This is a genomic window from Blastocatellia bacterium, from assembly GCA_035275065.1.
Lineage (GTDB): Bacteria > Acidobacteriota > Blastocatellia > UBA7656 > UBA7656 > DATENM01.
The window spans coordinates 1-16,491 of sequence record DATENM010000033.1; the positions used below are offsets into that span (position 1 = coordinate 1).

14 protein-coding genes are annotated in these 16,491 nt (G+C 61.1%); 6 read left to right on the forward strand and 8 right to left on the reverse strand.

Annotation, left to right across the window (positions count from 1 at the left end; all coding sequences use genetic code 11):
• From VJ464_06400 to rpiB, 5 genes are all read right to left on the reverse strand, one after another.
• On the reverse strand, nt 1-1,185 hold a 1,185-nt coding region (locus VJ464_06400; protein HKQ04744.1), incomplete at its 3' end, for a S41 family peptidase.
• Between the two features lie 215 nt (nt 1,186-1,400).
• The gene (locus VJ464_06405) at nt 1,401-2,237 is read right to left on the reverse strand and encodes a secretin N-terminal domain-containing protein (GenBank protein HKQ04745.1); all 837 of its coding nucleotides are present in this window, start codon (nt 2,235-2,237) and stop codon (nt 1,401-1,403) included.
• Nucleotides 2,238-2,245: 8 nt separating this feature from the next.
• Nucleotides 2,246-2,989, reverse strand: a complete 744-nt coding sequence (locus tag VJ464_06410; GenBank protein HKQ04746.1) for a zf-HC2 domain-containing protein — start codon at nt 2,987-2,989, stop codon at nt 2,246-2,248.
• Nucleotides 2,990-2,994: 5 nt separating this feature from the next.
• The gene (locus VJ464_06415; GenBank protein HKQ04747.1) at nt 2,995-3,636 is read right to left on the reverse strand and encodes a sigma-70 family RNA polymerase sigma factor; all 642 of its coding nucleotides are present in this window, start codon (nt 3,634-3,636) and stop codon (nt 2,995-2,997) included.
• A gap of 151 nt (nt 3,637-3,787) precedes the next feature.
• Complete coding sequence (gene rpiB, locus VJ464_06420) at nt 3,788-4,414, reverse strand: ribose 5-phosphate isomerase B (GenBank protein ID HKQ04748.1); 627 nt, start codon at nt 4,412-4,414, stop codon at nt 3,788-3,790.
• A gap of 267 nt (nt 4,415-4,681) precedes the next feature.
• Between rpiB and VJ464_06425 the strand changes: the two genes are divergently transcribed.
• The 6 genes from VJ464_06425 to VJ464_06450 all read left to right on the forward strand — a co-directional run bounded on the left by VJ464_06425 (nt 4,682) and on the right by VJ464_06450 (nt 9,290).
• Entirely contained in the window at nt 4,682-5,428 is a 747-nt protein-coding gene (locus VJ464_06425) for a PspA/IM30 family protein (GenBank protein ID HKQ04749.1), read from the forward strand.
• Between the two features lie 89 nt (nt 5,429-5,517).
• On the forward strand, nt 5,518-6,369 hold the full coding sequence (locus VJ464_06430) for a hypothetical protein (protein ID HKQ04750.1): 852 nt from the start codon (nt 5,518-5,520) through the stop codon (nt 6,367-6,369).
• A 63-nt stretch (nt 6,370-6,432) separates the two neighbouring features.
• Entirely contained in the window at nt 6,433-8,142 is a 1,710-nt protein-coding gene (locus VJ464_06435) for an AAA family ATPase (GenBank protein HKQ04751.1), read from the forward strand.
• A gap of 40 nt (nt 8,143-8,182) precedes the next feature.
• Nucleotides 8,183-8,425, forward strand: coding sequence for a type II toxin-antitoxin system HicB family antitoxin (locus tag VJ464_06440; protein ID HKQ04752.1), 243 nt, complete (start codon nt 8,183-8,185; stop codon nt 8,423-8,425).
• Nucleotides 8,425-8,586 (forward strand): type II toxin-antitoxin system HicA family toxin, encoded by a 162-nt coding sequence (locus tag VJ464_06445; GenBank protein HKQ04753.1) that lies wholly within the window; start codon nt 8,425-8,427, stop codon nt 8,584-8,586. The genes VJ464_06440 and VJ464_06445 overlap by 1 nt, the downstream gene beginning before the upstream one ends.
• A 53-nt stretch (nt 8,587-8,639) precedes the next feature.
• Nucleotides 8,640-9,290: a hemolysin III family protein gene (locus tag VJ464_06450; protein HKQ04754.1), complete on the forward strand. Its 651-nt coding sequence runs from the start codon at nt 8,640-8,642 to the stop codon at nt 9,288-9,290.
• A gap of 33 nt (nt 9,291-9,323) precedes the next feature.
• On the opposite strand, the gene VJ464_06455 is transcribed toward VJ464_06450, so the two are convergent.
• From VJ464_06455 to VJ464_06465, 3 genes are all read right to left on the reverse strand, one after another.
• Entirely contained in the window at nt 9,324-13,433 is a 4,110-nt protein-coding gene (locus VJ464_06455; GenBank protein HKQ04755.1) for a BACON domain-containing carbohydrate-binding protein, read from the reverse strand.
• A gap of 294 nt (nt 13,434-13,727) precedes the next feature.
• Nucleotides 13,728-15,215 carry an anthranilate synthase component I gene (trpE, locus tag VJ464_06460; GenBank protein HKQ04756.1) on the reverse strand — a complete coding sequence of 496 codons (1,488 nt, stop codon included), beginning with the start codon at nt 15,213-15,215 and terminating at the stop codon, nt 13,728-13,730.
• A 117-nt stretch (nt 15,216-15,332) separates the two neighbouring features.
• On the reverse strand, nt 15,333-16,436 hold the full coding sequence (locus VJ464_06465; protein HKQ04757.1) for an AI-2E family transporter: 1,104 nt from the start codon (nt 16,434-16,436) through the stop codon (nt 15,333-15,335).
• Nucleotides 16,437-16,491: the final 55 nt, after the last annotated feature.

The following is a 16,491-nucleotide window of genomic DNA, read 5'->3' on the forward strand; positions in this document are numbered from 1 at the left end:
GCCGCCGTAAACCGTGCGCCCGGTGTCGGTCTTCTTCTCTTCGGTGTGCTGCACGGCTTCTTTGTCGCCGCGCTTCAGGTAGTAATCGTAAAACGAGCGCCCGCTGTAATCGCGCTGAATCAAGCGCCCGCTCGGCGTGTAGAAGTGGCCCGTGGTCAGCGTCAATCCCGACCCATCGCGCAACGGGAAGACGCTCTGCACCAGCCCTTTGCCGAAGCTGTTCTCGCCGACCAGCACGGCGCGGTCATGGTCTTGCAAAGCGCCGGCGAGAATTTCCGCCGCCGACGCCGAGCCGCGATTAATCAGCACGACGATGGGAAGGTCGAGCGGGTTGGGGTTGTTCGCCTTGTAGACGCGCTCGGGAAAAACTGCCGGCCGGCCGCGCATCGTCACGATCTTCTGATCGCGGTAGAGGAAGAGGTTGGCGATCTTCTGCGCCTGATCGACGAGGCCGCCGCGGTTGCCGCGCAGGTCAAGCACCAGCGAGGTCATGCCCTGGCGCTGCAATTCGTTGAGCGCATCAACAATCTCTTTATAGCTCGTCGTATTGAAGCCGCGATCAAAGTTGATGTAGCCGACGCCGTTCGGCGCGAGATAGTAATTCGACACCGACGGCAGCGGCACGGCCTCGCGAACGAATTTGAACTCGACGGGCTGGGCCGCGCCGGCGCGCCGCACCTTGACGGTGACCGGCGTGCCTTCGGGGCCGATCAGCTTGCTCGACACCTGCGTCGAAGACCAGCCTTCGGTGGCCTCGCCGTTAATCTCGATGATCTGGTCGCCGTAACGGATGCCGCCGCGCTGCGCCGGCGTGCCGTCGAACGGCGACATGATGTAGACCTTTTCGTTACGCTGCGCGATGGTCGAGCCGATGCCGTAATAGCGGCTGCTCTGATCGTTCTGGAAGCTCTCCCACTCCTTGCGATCAAAATAGCTCGAATGCGGGTCGAGGGTGCGCAGCATGCCCAGGACGGAAGCCTTGGTCAGCTTGTCGTAATCGACCGTGCCGGCATAATTGTCTTTGGCTTTTAGCACCGCCTCGGCGAAATCCTCGGCGATCTTTTTGCGCATCGCCGTGTCGTCTTCGCTCTGGCCGACGAACCGTTGTGCCGGGTGGGCGCCGGCGAAAGTTAGGGGAAGGATCAGCGCGAACAACAGCAACCAGTAACGCTTCGTGTATTTCATGTACGGCCTGCTTCTCTACCTTGCTTGATTGACCACCGAGCCGCCGTCACTTGCGCGGATGCCACGCGCACGGCTCGAAATGTCTTCAATAAAATTCTACCGGATGCGTCGGCGCAAAACAACCGAAGCTTTTTTGAACCGCCAAGACGCCAAGACCGCCAGGAAGAGCCTTGTGCCCTCTTGGCGGTCTTGGCGTCTTGGCGGTTGATCTTCCGCTACTTGTTCTGAAACTTGGCCGAGACCACAACGATCAGCCCTTTGTCTCCCATTGTCGTAGTGCCGACAACAACCTTCTCGCCTTCACGCACCGTCACCGGGGTTTCAAACCCGACATCCTGATATTGAATCTGCTGTTGCGTCGGCCCGCCCACGTTCAGTGGAATGCGCAGGTGAAAACGGAACGAACCGATGTTGACGCTCTGCGGCAACGCCTCGGCGTTCACGCGGAGCGGACTCAGGTTGTAGTTGAAGAAGATCGGATTGCCGAGCGGCGTGGTGACATTGAACAGCTTGCTTTCGGCAACTCCGTTATTCGAAACGCCGCTGCCGCTCGCCGTCGCGTGGTGCACGGCAGACGCCATAACGCCGTAACTTTTGTACTTCAACGTTCCTTGCATCTGCTTGATAACGTCGGTCAGTTCGGCGGGAAAGTCTTCGCCCGTCGTCCCCGTGTTCCCGGCAATCAGAATATGGACATGAAACTCGATATCTGGTGACGGCGGGCGCGTCGGTTGTGGCATGTCGAGCCGCTTTATCGCCTCTTCGATTGCGGCAATATTCTCAGGAAAGTCGCGAACGCTGAGCGTCTTCAGTGCTTCGCTCGCGTAGATCGTCGCGCCTTTGAAGCCGCTCCCCAGCGGGCGGAGCGCGCCAATCAGTTCGCCGGGTTCGCGGTTCTTCAGCTCAAATACTTTCGATTTAAAGCCCTTCTCCTGGACATAGTCAGGCTCTTTCGCCGCCGGCGCGGCCTGCGGTTGCTGCGCGGCGACGGCGGACGCCAGCATCAGCGTAAGGACAAGTGTGGCTGTCAGTCTGTTGTTAATGGCAAACATAATTCCTCCTAAAGGGTTTCGCCCATCGGGTTCGGCGTCTCGGCATCGGTCGGCTTCGGCGCGAACCAGATGATTCGGATGTTCGGGTCTGCGGTCTGAATTTCGATGCGTAACATATCCGCGCTCTTGCTCGCGTCACTGCCGTCGAGCTTCGGCGCGGCGGGCACGGTATCAGGCGGATGCGCGGCGATCAGATGCTCTTGCGGCTTTACAGCGCGCCCGGCGACACGGCTTGTATGTCGGACAACCAAAGACGCACCGCGATGTGGCGTCCGTGGCCCGGATTGAATCGTCGCCTGTTTGCCGTCTGGCTCCGGGTTGCCGCTTTCTGGTTTCTTCTCGACTGCTGGCTGCGGCTGAGTGATGGCTTGCTGCTCTTTCTGCGGGCTGACGCGCGACCGGCCCGCTAAGAAGAAAACCAGGACGGCGGCAAAGATCAGCAGCAAGGCGGCGGTCGCGGCCACCAGGCGGCGCGGCGCAAGCCACTGCCGCAAACCTTCAGCGAAAGGGGGCGCGGCCTCGCGCGCCGCAAGCTCGCGCATCACGCCGGCGCGAATCGTGTCAACGAATGCCTCGTCGAAATCGGGCGATTCGGCGGCGCGCAGCCACGCCTGGCTGGCTTCGTACTCACTGACCAGCCCGCGACACACTTCGCAACTCTCGATGTGCGACCGCACATCGCTTGCGCCGGGCTCGCCGAGATCGCCTTCGACATAAAGCGGGATCAATTCTTCAATGCGCCTGCAATTCATCTCTCTCACCTGCGTGCGCGCCTCAGTAGGCGCTCGTGAAACTGCTTAATCTTTGCCCGCGCCGCGCTCACCTGTGAGCGCACCGTCGCTGCCGTCGTTCCCAGAATGCGGGCGACTTCTTCAGTCGGCAGCCCTTCCAGATCGCGCAGCACCAGCGCGGCGCGCTCCTTGCGGGTCAGCGTCGCGAGCGCGTCTGCGACCATGCGGCGCTGCTCTGAGCGGATCGCTTCGGCTTCGAGGTTTTCGCTGCTCGCCGCCGCGTCCAGGCCGCCCGCTTCGCGCTCGTCTTCAAACGACGTGAAGGCGACCTGACTGCGCTTGCGGCCGGCGTCGCGGCAGACGTTGACCGTGATGCGGTAAATCCAGCCCGCGAAATCCTGATCGGCTTTGAAGCTGCCCAGGTACTTGAAGGCCCGTAAGAAGACTTCCTGCGCCGCATCCCTGGCGTCGTCTTCGTTGCCGAGCATGCGCCAGGCGGTCGCCAGCACCTTGCGCTGGTAGCGAATAACAATCTGCTCGAAGGCGGCGGCGTTGCCCGAGCGAGCGCGCTCGATAAGCGCGGCGAAGGCGGCATCGGTCGGCGTCGCCGCTTCGCCGAATCTAAAGCTATCCGTCATCAAAGTGATCTCAGCAACCTCGCTCGCCATCGCCGGTCTTCCTCTTCCCTCACTAACCACTACCTGCCTTTGCGCCAGAGCGTTGAAAGAAATCTCGCCGCCCGCAAATTAAAAAGCCTCCGCGTCATCAAACGCAGAGGCCGGGGTGCCGTTCTTTAATTACTCCGGTTTCGACGCGGGCTTATTTCATGTATTCGCGCTCGATGGCGTCAATTTTGGCGACGCGGCGGCGGTGGCGGTCTTCGGTCAAATCGGTCGCCAGCCAGGCGGTGACGATTTCGCGCATCACTTCGTTGCTAATCAGCTTGCCGCCGAGCGTCAGCACATTGGCGCCATTATGCTCGCGGCTATTGCGCGCCGTCGCCGCATCGTAGCACATCGCGGCGCGCACGCCCGGCACCTTGTTGGCGGCCATGCACGAGCCGATGCCCGCGCCATCTATAACGATGCCGAGGTCGCAGGTGCCGCGCGCCACGGCTCGCGCCACAGCGTGCGCGTAATCCGGGTAATCCACCGCCTCTGTCGAGTGTGTGCCCAAATCTTGAACGTCGTGGCCGAGATCGGCAAGCAGCCGCTTCAGGGTTTCTTTCATCTCAAAGCCGCCGTGATCGGCACCGAGCGCGATTCGCTTGCGGTTGGCTGAGCGGCGGCGGACACGCTCAAGCAGGATGCCGCGATCTTTGATGGCGTCTTCGGCAAGCGGCGTCAGGCGAGCGTTTTCGTCTACACGCAAGGTGTCGCCGCGGCTGGCGCCGTGCAGCTCGCTTTCGGTGATGACCGGTTTGCCTCTTTCGTCTATGGTTGCCATCGGCGTAGGGATTCTAAGGGTGACGAGTGACGAGTGACAAGTGACCAGACGGCGGAATTCCGTATCCCGGCCTGCCGCGGCTTAAAAAGAGGGTTGCGGCAAACAGGGTGAACAGATTAAATTTTCGCGGCGTTACTGTTATGGTAGACTTAGTTGCGAGAATGAAAACGCCTCGCCCCGCGCGCCTTGGTTGAGTGATGAATTATTGGCGGTGAGCCGCCCGGCAGGGACGCCCAGGTTAAGAGGACTTGCGAAATTGGAGGGCAAATGTGGAGTCGAATTAAGCGGCTTTTCCGTTCCGTCTTTGGGGGCATGATCGAGAGCGCCGAAGACCCCGAATTGATCCTCAAACAGGTCATCCGCGACATGAATGACAAGGTGCCGCAAATGCGCGAGAACGTCGTGCAGGTGATGGCTACCGAGAAGAAGCTCCAGAAGGAAGTCGAGATTCTGACGCGCGAAATCACCCAGGCCGACTACAAAGTCAAGGCAGCGATCAAGCAGGGGCAAGACGACGTAGCCAAGCTTTACATCGCCCAGATGCAGGAGAAGCAGACCGCCCTCGACCGCTCAACGTCGCAACTTGAATCGGCTAAAGTCGCCGCCGTGCAGGCGAGGAAATTCCTCGACAACTACATCATCCAGGTGAAGAAACGCGCCGCCGAAGCGCAACAACTGGTCAACGAAGCGCGCGCCGCCAAGATGCAGGAGCAGTTGTCGCAGGCCATGGCGAGTTTTCAGGTTGGCGACGATTCGAACACCTTTGAAGAGATGCGCGAGCGCATTCAGCGGCGCTCGGCGGCTGCCGAAGCGCGCATGGATTTAGCCACCGGCGGCATCGAGAATCAGATTCAAGACATCGAACGCGAGTCGTTGAATCTGCAAGTCGAAGACACCCTCGCGGCTTACAAGCGGCAGATGGGCCTGGGCGAGCCGGCCGCGCCGCCGCGCGTCGAACGCGAGCCGGCTGAGAAATCGCTCGGCCCCGCGGACCGCGCCAAGGCATCGGAATAAACCAGTGATGAGTGATGAGTGATGAGTGATGAGCAAAGTCAGGATTTCAACTCGTCACTCGTCACTCATCACTCGTCACTCAAAAGCTTATGTCTGAAAAACCCAGCTATGTGAAGGAAGCCGCCAAAGAGCCGATGAACATCTGGGCCATCGTGCTGCTGTTGGCGCTGGCCGTGTTCGCCGCTACCAACCCCGGCTTGCTCGGCACGCTGATGCTTTACTGGATACTGGCCGCCGGTGGCGTCGCCGAACTCCTCTACCTGACGACGCTGCCTAACCTCTCGTCGTACCGCCGCGCCGTTGATCGCCGCTATCGCCAGAAAGAGCTGGCCGACCGCTCGCGCCGCCGCGAAGAGATGATCCGGCAATTCGACCCGCGCGAGCGCGAAGCCGTCGAGTACCTGCGCTGGATGAAGAATCAGATTTATCAGAACTATCAGAAGTTCACCAAGCTCACAGACCTGCCCGACCAGATTCAGACGCTCGACCTGTTGTGGGAGCGCTACGTTGATTTCCTCGACACCTATCGCCGGCGCAAGCAGCATATGCGCTCGATCAACCGACAGACGATTCAGAACCAGATGAATCAAGCGCAGCGCGCCATCGAGACCGCGCCCGACGACGACACGGCGCGGCTCTATCATCAGCACCTCGAATTCCTGCAAAAGCGCCTGAAGACCTATGACGACATCGAGCGCTCGATGAAGCGCGTCGAAGCGCAATTGCAATCCATCGAAAGTTTCTTCGGTCTGGTCAACGATCAAGTGATTACCATGCCGACGCCGGACAGCATCTCGTCGCTCGACTTCGATTCGCTGCTCTCGTCTATCGAGCTGACGCGCGAGATTTTGGATGAAACCGCGCCGGTGCTGAGCGCCTGGGACGCTTCGGATCGCGCCTCTTCGCCGCCCGTGCGTCCGCCCATAGCCCAACGCCAGTGATGAGTGATGAGTTGAATTCCCGGCTTTACTCATCACTCATCACTCATCACTCATCACTTCTCTATGTCATCACGCACGAAACTGCTACTCGACGAAATTGAGCAACTGCCGGCGTGGGCGCAAAAGATGGCGCGCAAGTATTACGCCGGCGAGGCCAGCCACTTCCTGCTCTACAACAACATCTATGACCTGGTGCGCTCGGGCAACGAGTACATCAGCCTGCTGAACTACCTTCAGCGCGAGCTGGTCGGCACCAAGCACCTGCTGACCTACAACCGCAGCGAAGGCATCAAGTTCGGCTCGCCGGAAGCCGAGCGCTCGTTCGCCGCTCTGCTGCGCGTCAGCGACCCGCTCGCAGGGCGCGACGCCATGCGCAACCTGCCGAAAGACCCGGCGCGCGCCTTGCCGTTGATCGAGCATTTCCTGTTGTATGGCGATCAGGTGGCGGTGATGATCAACTTTCTCGACACCATCATCCCGGCCGGCGACGTCAGCTATATGGGAGGCGAAGACCGCACGAATCTCGTCGCCTTTCAACGCTGGGTCACCAGCTCGCGGCTGTTGAAGAAAGACAACATCGTTATCCTGATCGGCGAGAGCGTCGCCGAGATTCACCCGCGCATCCGCAACAACTCAAGGCTCGCGGCCATCGAGATCGCTTACCCGGATGACAACGAGCGGCTGGAGTTCATTCGCTATATGCGCGGCCAGTTGCCGCAGTTGAAAGTCGAAGTCACCGACGAGCAGTTATCGCTAATGACATCGGGGCTCAACCGTGTGCATCTGAATTCGCTGCTGCGCAGCGCCGCAAGCGACGCCGACGGCCTGACGCTCGACAAGATCCGCTCGAAGAAGAAAGAGCTGATCGAGGCCGAGTGCGTCGGGCTGGTCGAATTCGTGCAGCCCAATTACGGGCTGGAATCGGTCGGCGGCATGGCGAAGGCGAAAGAATACATGCGGTCGATCTCTGAGGCGATCCGCGCCGGCAACACCGAAGAAGCGCCGATGGGCATTCTGATCTCGGGGCCGGTCGGCACCGGCAAGACTTTTCTGGCGATGTGCTTCGCGCACGACTGCGGCATGAACGTCGTCGCGTTCAAGAATTTCCGTGAGCGTTGGGTCGGCTCAAGCGAAGCGAACCTGGAAAAGATATTGAACCTGCTGCAAACCCTCGCGCCGATTGTCGTGCTGGTTGACGAAGCCGATGCGACGCTGGGGTCGCGCGAAACCGGCGGCGATTCCGGGGTTGATGCGAGAATCTTTTCAAAGCTCGCGGCGGCAATGGGCGACACGCGCAACCGCGGGCGCATCCTGTGGATACTGATGACCAGCCGGCCTGACCTGTTGCCGATTGACCTGAAGCGCCAGGGCCGCGCCGAAGAGCATATTTCCCTGTTCTATCCCGAAACGGAAGAAGACCGCCAGCAGGTGGTTGAAGCCATGCTTGGCAAAAACAAGATCACCCACGAGGTCAGCGACTGGTCGCCGATCACCCGTAGCAAGCTGACGCTGTCGGGCGCAGACATCGAATCGCTGCTGATTCGCGCTCGCCGGGTCGCCCGCATGGCAGGCCACGCGGCGGTCACACAGGCCGACCTTGAGCAGGTGGCCAACGAATTCAGCCCGGCGCGCGACGAGATGGCCATCGAATATCAGGTACTAGTGGCAGCGCGCGAAGCGACTTCGCGCGAGATGATCCCGGAACAGTACCGCCACCTCTCACCGCAGGAGTTGAGCCAGCGCATCGAAGTCTTGCGCTCGTTCGTCAGGTAGGATTGCTGTATCAGATTCTTTAGTGATTTAGAGATTGATTATGCTCACACAATACATCAAAGCGGCGATGCGACAGGCTCGGTATGAGATGCTCGCGGATGATGGCAGCTTTTATGGAGAGATCGCCGGCTTCGAGGGCGTCTATGCAAATGCGGGAACGCTCGAAGCTTGCCGGGACGAGTTGGAAGAAGTGCTTGAAGAATGGATTCTGTTTCGGGTATCGCGCAACCTCTCGTTGCCAGTCGTGGACGGGTTATCGTTGACCATTAAGGAAGTCGCCTGATGCCGCGCTTCGGGCCAATCAAGCGGGCAGACTTGATTCGCTATTTGAAGAAAGCTGGCTTTGACGGCCCGTTTGCTGGTTCCAAGCATCAATTGATGATTCGCGGGGATCGCACGTTGCGCATCCCCAATCCACATCAGAGCGACATCGGCAAAGAGTGATTGGCAAGGATTCTGCGCCAGGCAGGGATTGATAAAGACGAATGGGAGATGCTATGAGCGAAAGTGACGATAATACCTTTATCGAAGAGATGGCCAACAGCATCACGCATGGCCTCGGCCTGGCCTTGAGCGTCGCCGGCTTCGTTGTCCTGCTGGTGCTGTCGATTATGCGAGGCAGCGCATGGCACATCGTTGGCTGTAGCATCTTCGGCCTGACGCTCGTTCTCGCCTATCTCGCCTCGACGCTCTATCACAGCCTGCACCGTTCGAGCTTCCGACGCGTGCTGCAAATCCTCGATCACTCGGCCATCTACCTGCTGATCGCCGGAACGTACACGCCGTTTACGCTCATCAACCTGCGCGGCGTCTGGGGCTGGACGCTGTTTGCGCTGGTCTGGACGCTGTCGCTCGCCGGCATCGCCTTCAAGTTTATGCACGGCGACCGCTTCAAAATCATTTCAACCATCGGCTATGTCGCCCTCGGCTGGATCGCGGTGATCGCCATCAAGCCGCTGTTTGCCGCCGTGCCACTGGCCGGCATCACATGGCTCTTTGCCGGCGGCCTGTGCTACACAGTCGGCGTCATCTTCTTCGCCTGGAAGCGGCTGCCGTTCAGTCACGCGGTCTGGCATCTCTTCGTCGTCGCCGGCAGCGTCTGCCATTACTGCGCCGTGCTGTTCTACGTCCTGCCGGTGCGCGTGTGATGGCGCTCTGCCGCCGCGGTAGGCTCGACCCTCTCAATTACATTGGGTGCATCCCGCCTGCTTGATCTTGAACGTCTGCCCGCCGATGCGCAGCGTCGCCGCCCGGCCCGACGGCAAGGTGTTGGCATCCACATGGAAGCTCACGGCTCCTGCGCCGCTGCCAGCCGTTGGCGAAGTCACTCTCACCCAGCCGGCATCACTGACCGATTCCCATGCGCAAGTGTTGGCCGCAGTCAGTTGGACGCTGTCATCGCCGCCGGCGGCGCTGTAATGGCCCCGGCTGGCGCTGAGCTGGAAGGTGCAATCAGGCTGGCCGCTGCCGGCCTGCACGATAGACAGCGTTTGACCGGCGACATTGATGCTTCCCTGGCGCACGTTCGCGCTGAAGTTGTCGCGCACCACGAAGCGAATCGTTGCCGGGCCGCTGCCGCTGGCGGCGGTGGTGATGACGATCCAGTTATTCGAAGCCGTCGCCGTCCAGACGCAGCCCGCGCCGCAGAGCAGATCAACGCTCGATTGGTTGCCGACCGCATTCATCAGTTTCGCCGCCGGCGATAACGTAAACACGCAACTCGCCGGGTTCTGGGTTACGGTGAAGGTCTGACCGGCAATCGTCATGGTCCCCTGGCGCGCCTGTCCCGTGTTATTCGCGCCGACGCTGTAGCTGATCGAGCCGCTGCCGGTGCCGCCCGGCATTGAGGTGATGCCGATCCAGTTGGCATTGCTCTGCGCCGTCCACGGGCAATTGGTAGTCAAGGTTACTTGCACAGAGCCCGTGCCGCCATCGCCAGCGAAGGTCTCTCCGGTCGGCGAAAGCGTCGCCGGCAGGTTCGACGCCGTGAAGCTGGCCGTCGCCGAATTGTTGCCGCTCGCCGGGTCGCGCGTCGTCGTCGCGGCCGACGCCGTGTTGTCAACCATCGCGCCGTTCGTCACATTGCAGCCGACGGTCGCGGTGATCGTCGCCGTGGCCATCGCTCCCGATGCGAGCGAGGCGAAGCTGATGGTGCGATTGTTGCCGCTGCCGCCGCAGGCACCGCCGCTCGCCGAGCAGTTAACGAAGGTGACCGTGGCCGGCAAGTTATCCGTCACCGTGATGGCTTGCGCGGCATCCGGCCCGTTGTTAGTCACAGTGATCGTGTAAGTGACGGTCGTGCCGTCAGGCGCAGGCGATGGCGACACCGCATGGGCGACGCTCAGGTCTGCCGCGCCGTAAGCGATGCAGGCCGAAAACTCTGACGTGTTGCCCTGCGCGTCGGTCGCCGTCGCGGTAATCGATTGCCCGCTGGTCGCCGCGGTCGGCAGCGTCGCATTGATCGTCGCGTTGCCGCTGCCGTTGGTCATCACGCTGGCCGAGCCGAGAAAGGTTTGCCCTTCGCCATTGCCCGAACTGTCACACGAGTTGTTGGCGAAGAACTGTATCGTAAAGGTGGCTGACGCCGTGCTGTTGAGCGTGCCTTGCACGGTCGCGCCGCCGCCGACAAGGCTGTTGGCGGTTTGCAGCACCGGATAATTCTGGAGATTGTTGGGGCCGCTGTCGCCGTCGCCTGTGTCGTTCGCATTGACGCCAGACGGCGCGAGGTCTATGCCTAAGCCCTGATTGGCCGTGATCGTATTCGCGAGGATGGCGTTGGCGGTGCCGGATTCGACGTGCACGCCGGCCCCGAGATTGTAGGCGATGAGGTTGCCTTCGCCCGTCACGCCGCCGACCTGATTGTTGTTGGCGTTGTTAAGGAGATAGATGCCATCGGCGCCATTCGGTTGCGGCGTCACGCCATCAATCTTCGTGCCGATATAATTCCCCTTGACGAAATTATGGTTCGCCGTCGAGTCGTTGATGCGCACGCCTTCGGTGCCGTTGCCGGAAATCAGGTTTCTGGCGCTTGCGACACTGCCGCCGATAGTCGTGCTGGTGGCGTCGGTAACCACAACGCCGACAAGTGCGTTGCCGACCGCTTGCGTGCCGGTGGCCGACATGCCGATGAGATTGCCTTGAATCAGATTGCCCGTACCGACGCCAAAGAACTGGATGCCCGAACCGTTGTTGCCGCTGATGACATTGCCGGCGCCGGCGGTGGTGCCGCCGATGGTGCAATTGCTGACGGTGTTGCTGCCGCTGACCATCTCGATGCCGTCGCCCGCATTGCCTATACCCCCGGTGCCCGCGGCGTTGGTGCCGATGTAGTTGCCCTGAATGAGATTGCCTGAAGACGGGCCGAGGACCAGCACGCCGTTGGCCGAGCTGCCGCTGATGACGTTGCGCGCTGCCGCCGTCGTGCCGCCGATGGTGTTGTTGGAATTCCCATTGATCGACACGCCCTGCTCGCCATTGCCTTGCATAGAGCTGCCGTTCGCGCTGGTGCCGATGTAGCAGCCTTCGACGTGGTTGTTGTCGCCTCCGAGCGAGATGCCTGTGCCATCGAAACCGTTGATCACCAGCCCGCGCACGACAGAGCTGCCGCCGATGAGGTTGAGGCCAACGCTAAAGTCGCCGGCGCTGATGCCGTTCAACTCGATGAGCGGCGTGGTGCTGAAGCCGGGCTGCGTCGTGCCATCAATCGTCACGACACCAAAGATAGCCGGCAAGGCCGAGAGCAGATTGATCGTCTGCACCCCGCTACCAGGGATATTGAAGCTGATCGAGTCGGCGCCGGCGTTTTGATTCGCATCCAGAATTGCCTGGCGCAGCGAGCCGCTTCCCGAATCATTGGTGTTCGTCACCGTGAAGGTTGTGAGCGGCGCGCTCGTCATCACCGTAGGCAAGCTCGCCCCGGCGCGCAGGACGACCAGATCATCTATTCCGTCCGGGTTCAAACGCATGGGCAAGACAGCAGTCGGCTCGCCTTCGACATCATAGGTGCCGGCGTAGCGCATGGCCTGTGCGGTGGTTGCGGATTCAGCCGCATCGCTCACGGCAAATTGCAGGCGAGCGGCGGCGCGGTCTACGAAAAGCAGGTCGGCCTTCTTGCTGCTCGACAGGCGCGCGGCGAGCAACGATGGTGACAGCGTGCTGGTCACTTGCCTTTGACTCACCGGCAACTGCACGGCGGCGGCTTCCCGCCAGTCCGAGGCTTGCGCCAGAATGTGGCAGACGCCATCGCCGGCAAGCGCCGCAAGCTCTGTGTGGTAATCCCCAAGCAGGTCGCCCGCCGCCAGCGCCGCGACGCTGTAGGCCAGCCCGACACGAGTGATGCTCGGCTGATTTGCATCATCCGCCTGACCCGCAAGCGGCGCGCGGTGGCGGTCTCTGCCGTGAACAATCAACAGGTCATGTCCGCAGGCCGCCGCAATGTCTAAAGGGTAACTGTCGTCGAACTGCGCGACCGCCAGAGCAGTAGCCGCGGCGGGCAGGTCGATGCTATCGGGCTCGGCTTGAAGCGCGCCGAAGCGGTCTTCAAACACCAGCAGGCGCGCGCCGCCCGCGGTCGTGACGGCGACGACGATGTCGGCCAGCCCGTCCAGGCGATTCACATCAGCGACCGCGATGGCCGTGACTTTGCCCGGCAGCGGCACGGATTTGCCGACGCTCAGGCCGCCGCGTCCATCACCTTTCAAGAAAGCCAGCGCCGAAGCGCCAAGGTCGCAGGTGATTAAATCCGCATGGCCATCGGCGTCAAAATCTCCCGCCGCCATAAACTGCGGCGCTACGGCAACCGCCGTGACATTGGCGTCGAGTAGAAACGGCGAAGGCGGCGTGGCCGCCTCTGGCGACACGGCGCGCCTCTGCGCCTGGTGTGCGACCGCGGCGGCAGTGTTGGGATAGACCGCGTCCACGTCGCCACGTTGCATGACAACCAGGCCGCCGCCATTGCCGGCGTAGCCTGCGGCAAGGTCGGGCATGCCGTCTTCGTCAAAGTCAGCCGAGCAGAGCGCCAGCGGCAGCGCGCTGTTATTGCGCAGCGCAGCGACCGCCTGGGCATTAGCCTGATAATCAGCCGGCAAGCCGTGGCCGTCGCGCAGGTTGATAAACGGATTTATGCGCCCGGCGGCATGCACAGTGACCGCGCTGTCGAGAAAGCCGCGCGCCGCGCTACTCGTCTCTGCCTGACTGTCAGTGGAGGGCGACTGCCGCGCGGCGATGACATGAACCGATATCGTGGAGGCGACAATGCAGAGAATTAAGAAGAAGGCCCGTACTCGTTTCATAATACCCATTACACCTCGATGATAGCCTTTGTATCGGAGCCGATGCGCCGGTGCTCGGGAGTGAGGGACAGTCCCGGCCTGACATGATTAGCTTCACGCCTGGTTGCTTCGTGTTCAATGTGGACGCCTGATTGTGGGCGTCGCGTTATCTGGCTGACGGTCGCCTATCTTAATGACCCGCGGCGCGCCGGGTCAAGGGATAATCAGAGTGACAAGTGACAAGTGACAAGTAACAAGAAGAACCGCGAAGGTGAAATCTTACCAGGAAAGGGGAGGACATTGTCTTGTCACTTGTCACTTGTCACTCTTTTCAGCCATCTCGATGGCTTGCAGCATGGCGCGAGCTTTGTTGACGGTTTCGACGTACTCGCTTTCGGGGATCGAGTCGGCGACGATGCCGGCGCCGGCCTGGATATAAGCGCGCTCGCCTTTGACAAAGATCGTCCGAATGGCGATGCAGGAATCGAGATTGCCCGAATGGTCCAGATACATCACTGCGCCGGCATAGATGCCGCGCCGCGTCGGCTCCAGCTCTTCGATAATCTGCATGGCGCGCACTTTGGGTGCGCCGCTGACGGTGCCCGCCGGGAAGCACGCGGCGAGCGCGTCGAAACGATCCTTGCCCGGCCGCAGCCGCGCCTTGAGACCCGACACCAGATGCATGACGTGCGAGTAACGCTCGATAATCATCAGGTCGGTGACCTCGACCGAGCCGTAATCGGCGACGCGCCCCAGGTCATTGCGCCCCAGGTCTACGAGCATGACATGCTCGGCGACCTCCTTCTCGTCGGCGCGCAACTCTTCGCCGAGCAGCAGGTCTTCGGTTTCGGTCGCGCCGCGCCGCGCGGTGCCGGCGATGGGACGGTACTCCAGGCGGCGGCCCGTGGCGCGCACCAGCATCTCCGGCGACGCCGCGATCACGGCGCGGTCGTTGAGCTTCAGGTAAACCATGTAAGGCGATGGGTTGACGACACGTAACGCGCGGTAGACTTCAAACGGGTGGGCGTTCAGGCCGACGTGAAAGCGTTGCGAGAGGACGGCCTGAAAAATATCGCCGGCCTTGATGTACTCTTTAGCGCGCACCACCGCCTGCTCGAACTGCTCCTTGCTCATGTTCGAGCGCAGCTTCTTATCCTCTGTGGCCTGGCGGCGCGGCAGCGGCTCGATGGGGTCTTCGAGCTGCGCGGCCAGCGCGTCTATGTCGTCTATGGCGCGCTGGTAATCCATTTCGAGATTGCTGGTGCGCCCGTCGGTGAAGACATTGGCAATCAGGTGAATCTGGTGGCGCACATGGTCGAAAGCCAGAATGCGCGAAAAGAACATCATCACCGCGTCGTCCAGGTCGAGGTCGTTGGCGTGCGCATCGGGGATGCGCTCGAACCAGCGCACCGCGTCATAGCTCATATAGCCGACCGCGCCGCAGACGAACGGCGGCAGGTCGGGCAGGCGCACGGGAATGTTCTTACCCGACAGGCGGCGCAGCACGGTGAGCATCGGCTCGTCGGTCGCTTCCGTGCCGGCGGCGGTTTCTATGGTCACCTGGCCATCGCGGCTGCGCACGATGGTTTCGGGGTTGAAGCCGAGAAACGAGTAGCGCGCCACCTTCTCGCCGCCTTCGACCGATTCGAGCAGGAACGAGTAAGGGCTGTGGCGCTGAATCTTCAAGTAAGCCGCCACCGGCGTCAACAGATCGGCCATCACGCGGCGCACCACCGGCACGACCGTGCCCTCTTCGGCCAGCTTGCGGAACGCTTCATAATCATTCGGTGCGAGATCGTTCATTTGAGTTTTACAAGAAAAGCGGTTTTCGATTGCATTTGCCATGTAGCGCAAGCTAACAGCTTGCGCCTTGACTCGCGCAAGCTAACCGCCTTGCGCTACACCTGATTGAATACTGCTCTAGTCGGCGGCGATATCAGGCCGGGGTAAGGCAGGCGGATCCTCGCGCAGGCTCTGCATCCAGGTGCGACCTTCTTCTCTGAGCATCGACAGCAGCGTCGTTGTGATGGCGACGATCACCGGGCCGATGAACAGGCCGAGAAAGCCGAAGACGCTGACGCCGCCCAGGACAGAGAAGAAGATCAACAGGGTGTGCATCTCGACGCGCCCGCTGATCAAGTATGGCCTTAGCACGTTATCAATCGAGCCGACAAACAACGCCCCCCAGATTGCCAGTAAGACCGCTTGCACCCAGTGGCCGCTCGCCAACAAGTAAAGCGCCGCCGGCAGCCAGACGGCTGCCGTGCCAACGACCGGCAGCAAGGCAAAAAAGGCGGCGGCGACGCCCCAGAGCACGGGCGAGGGTATACGAAATAGCCAGAGCGCCAGGCCCACCAGCGCGCCCTGCACCGCCGCGACCACCAGGCCGCCGTAGACGGTGCCGATGATCGTGTTTTCGATGCCGGTAAAGAGCTTCTCAACCTGCTGCGGCGTCAGCGGCATGATCGCCGCCAGCCGCCGCATCAACGACCGCCCCTCGCGAAACAGGAAAAACAAGGTGAAGATCGTAATCACCGCGTCAAAGGCGAATGACGTGAGGCTGCCGAGAATGATCGTCAGCTCATTGAGCAGAAAGCGGCTCAAGCCTTCGAGCCGATTCCTTAAGGTTTCGCGCAAGTTGATCTGCGAAAGGTCAACATACTGGCTCGCCCAGCTGATCGCTTTATCAGTCAACTGGCCAAAATATGAGCTATAGCCGCCCACCTCCGTGCTCTTTTGATCGATGAGCGCGATCAGGCCGGAGACCTCTTTGGTCACTGCCGCCAGCACCATGACGGCGGGCAGGATGATGATCATCGTGACCAGGATGGTTGATAACAACGCCGCCAGGCTCGGGCGGCGCACCAGTTCCTGGATGCGCGCGTGGACCGGGAAGAAGACGATGCTGATGACCAGCGCCGACAGCATCGGCGTCAGGAAGGGCTGGAACAGCTTATAGCAGAGATAGAGCGCAAACGCCGTGAGCGTCAGTAGAAAGATGATGGTGACGCGCTTTTTGCCCATGGCCATCTCCTCGCCCGTGTAAAGTGCTTCGCAACTCTAACGGCTCGCTGCCGAC

What these genes read in the sequence shown, in the direction of transcription:
- VJ464_06405 (HKQ04745.1), bottom strand. Translation starts at nt 2,237, where the DNA reads ATGTTTGCCATTAACAACAGACTGACAGCCACACTTGTCCTTACGCTG.
- VJ464_06410 (HKQ04746.1), bottom strand. Translation starts at nt 2,989, where the DNA reads ATGAATTGCAGGCGCATTGAAGAATTGATCCCGCTTTATGTCGAAGGC.
- VJ464_06415 (HKQ04747.1), bottom strand. Translation starts at nt 3,636, where the DNA reads ATGGCGAGCGAGGTTGCTGAGATCACTTTGATGACGGATAGCTTTAGA.
- rpiB (HKQ04748.1), bottom strand. Translation starts at nt 4,414, where the DNA reads ATGGCAACCATAGACGAAAGAGGCAAACCGGTCATCACCGAAAGCGAG.
- VJ464_06425 (HKQ04749.1), top strand. Translation starts at nt 4,682, where the DNA reads ATGTGGAGTCGAATTAAGCGGCTTTTCCGTTCCGTCTTTGGGGGCATG.
- VJ464_06430 (HKQ04750.1), top strand. Translation starts at nt 5,518, where the DNA reads ATGTCTGAAAAACCCAGCTATGTGAAGGAAGCCGCCAAAGAGCCGATG.
- VJ464_06435 (HKQ04751.1), top strand. Translation starts at nt 6,433, where the DNA reads ATGTCATCACGCACGAAACTGCTACTCGACGAAATTGAGCAACTGCCG.
- VJ464_06440 (HKQ04752.1), top strand. Translation starts at nt 8,183, where the DNA reads ATGCTCACACAATACATCAAAGCGGCGATGCGACAGGCTCGGTATGAG.
- VJ464_06445 (HKQ04753.1), top strand. Translation starts at nt 8,425, where the DNA reads ATGCCGCGCTTCGGGCCAATCAAGCGGGCAGACTTGATTCGCTATTTG.
- VJ464_06450 (HKQ04754.1), top strand. Translation starts at nt 8,640, where the DNA reads ATGAGCGAAAGTGACGATAATACCTTTATCGAAGAGATGGCCAACAGC.
- VJ464_06455 (HKQ04755.1), bottom strand. Translation starts at nt 13,433, where the DNA reads ATGAAACGAGTACGGGCCTTCTTCTTAATTCTCTGCATTGTCGCCTCC.
- trpE (HKQ04756.1), bottom strand. Translation starts at nt 15,215, where the DNA reads ATGAACGATCTCGCACCGAATGATTATGAAGCGTTCCGCAAGCTGGCC.
- VJ464_06465 (HKQ04757.1), bottom strand. Translation starts at nt 16,436, where the DNA reads ATGGGCAAAAAGCGCGTCACCATCATCTTTCTACTGACGCTCACGGCG.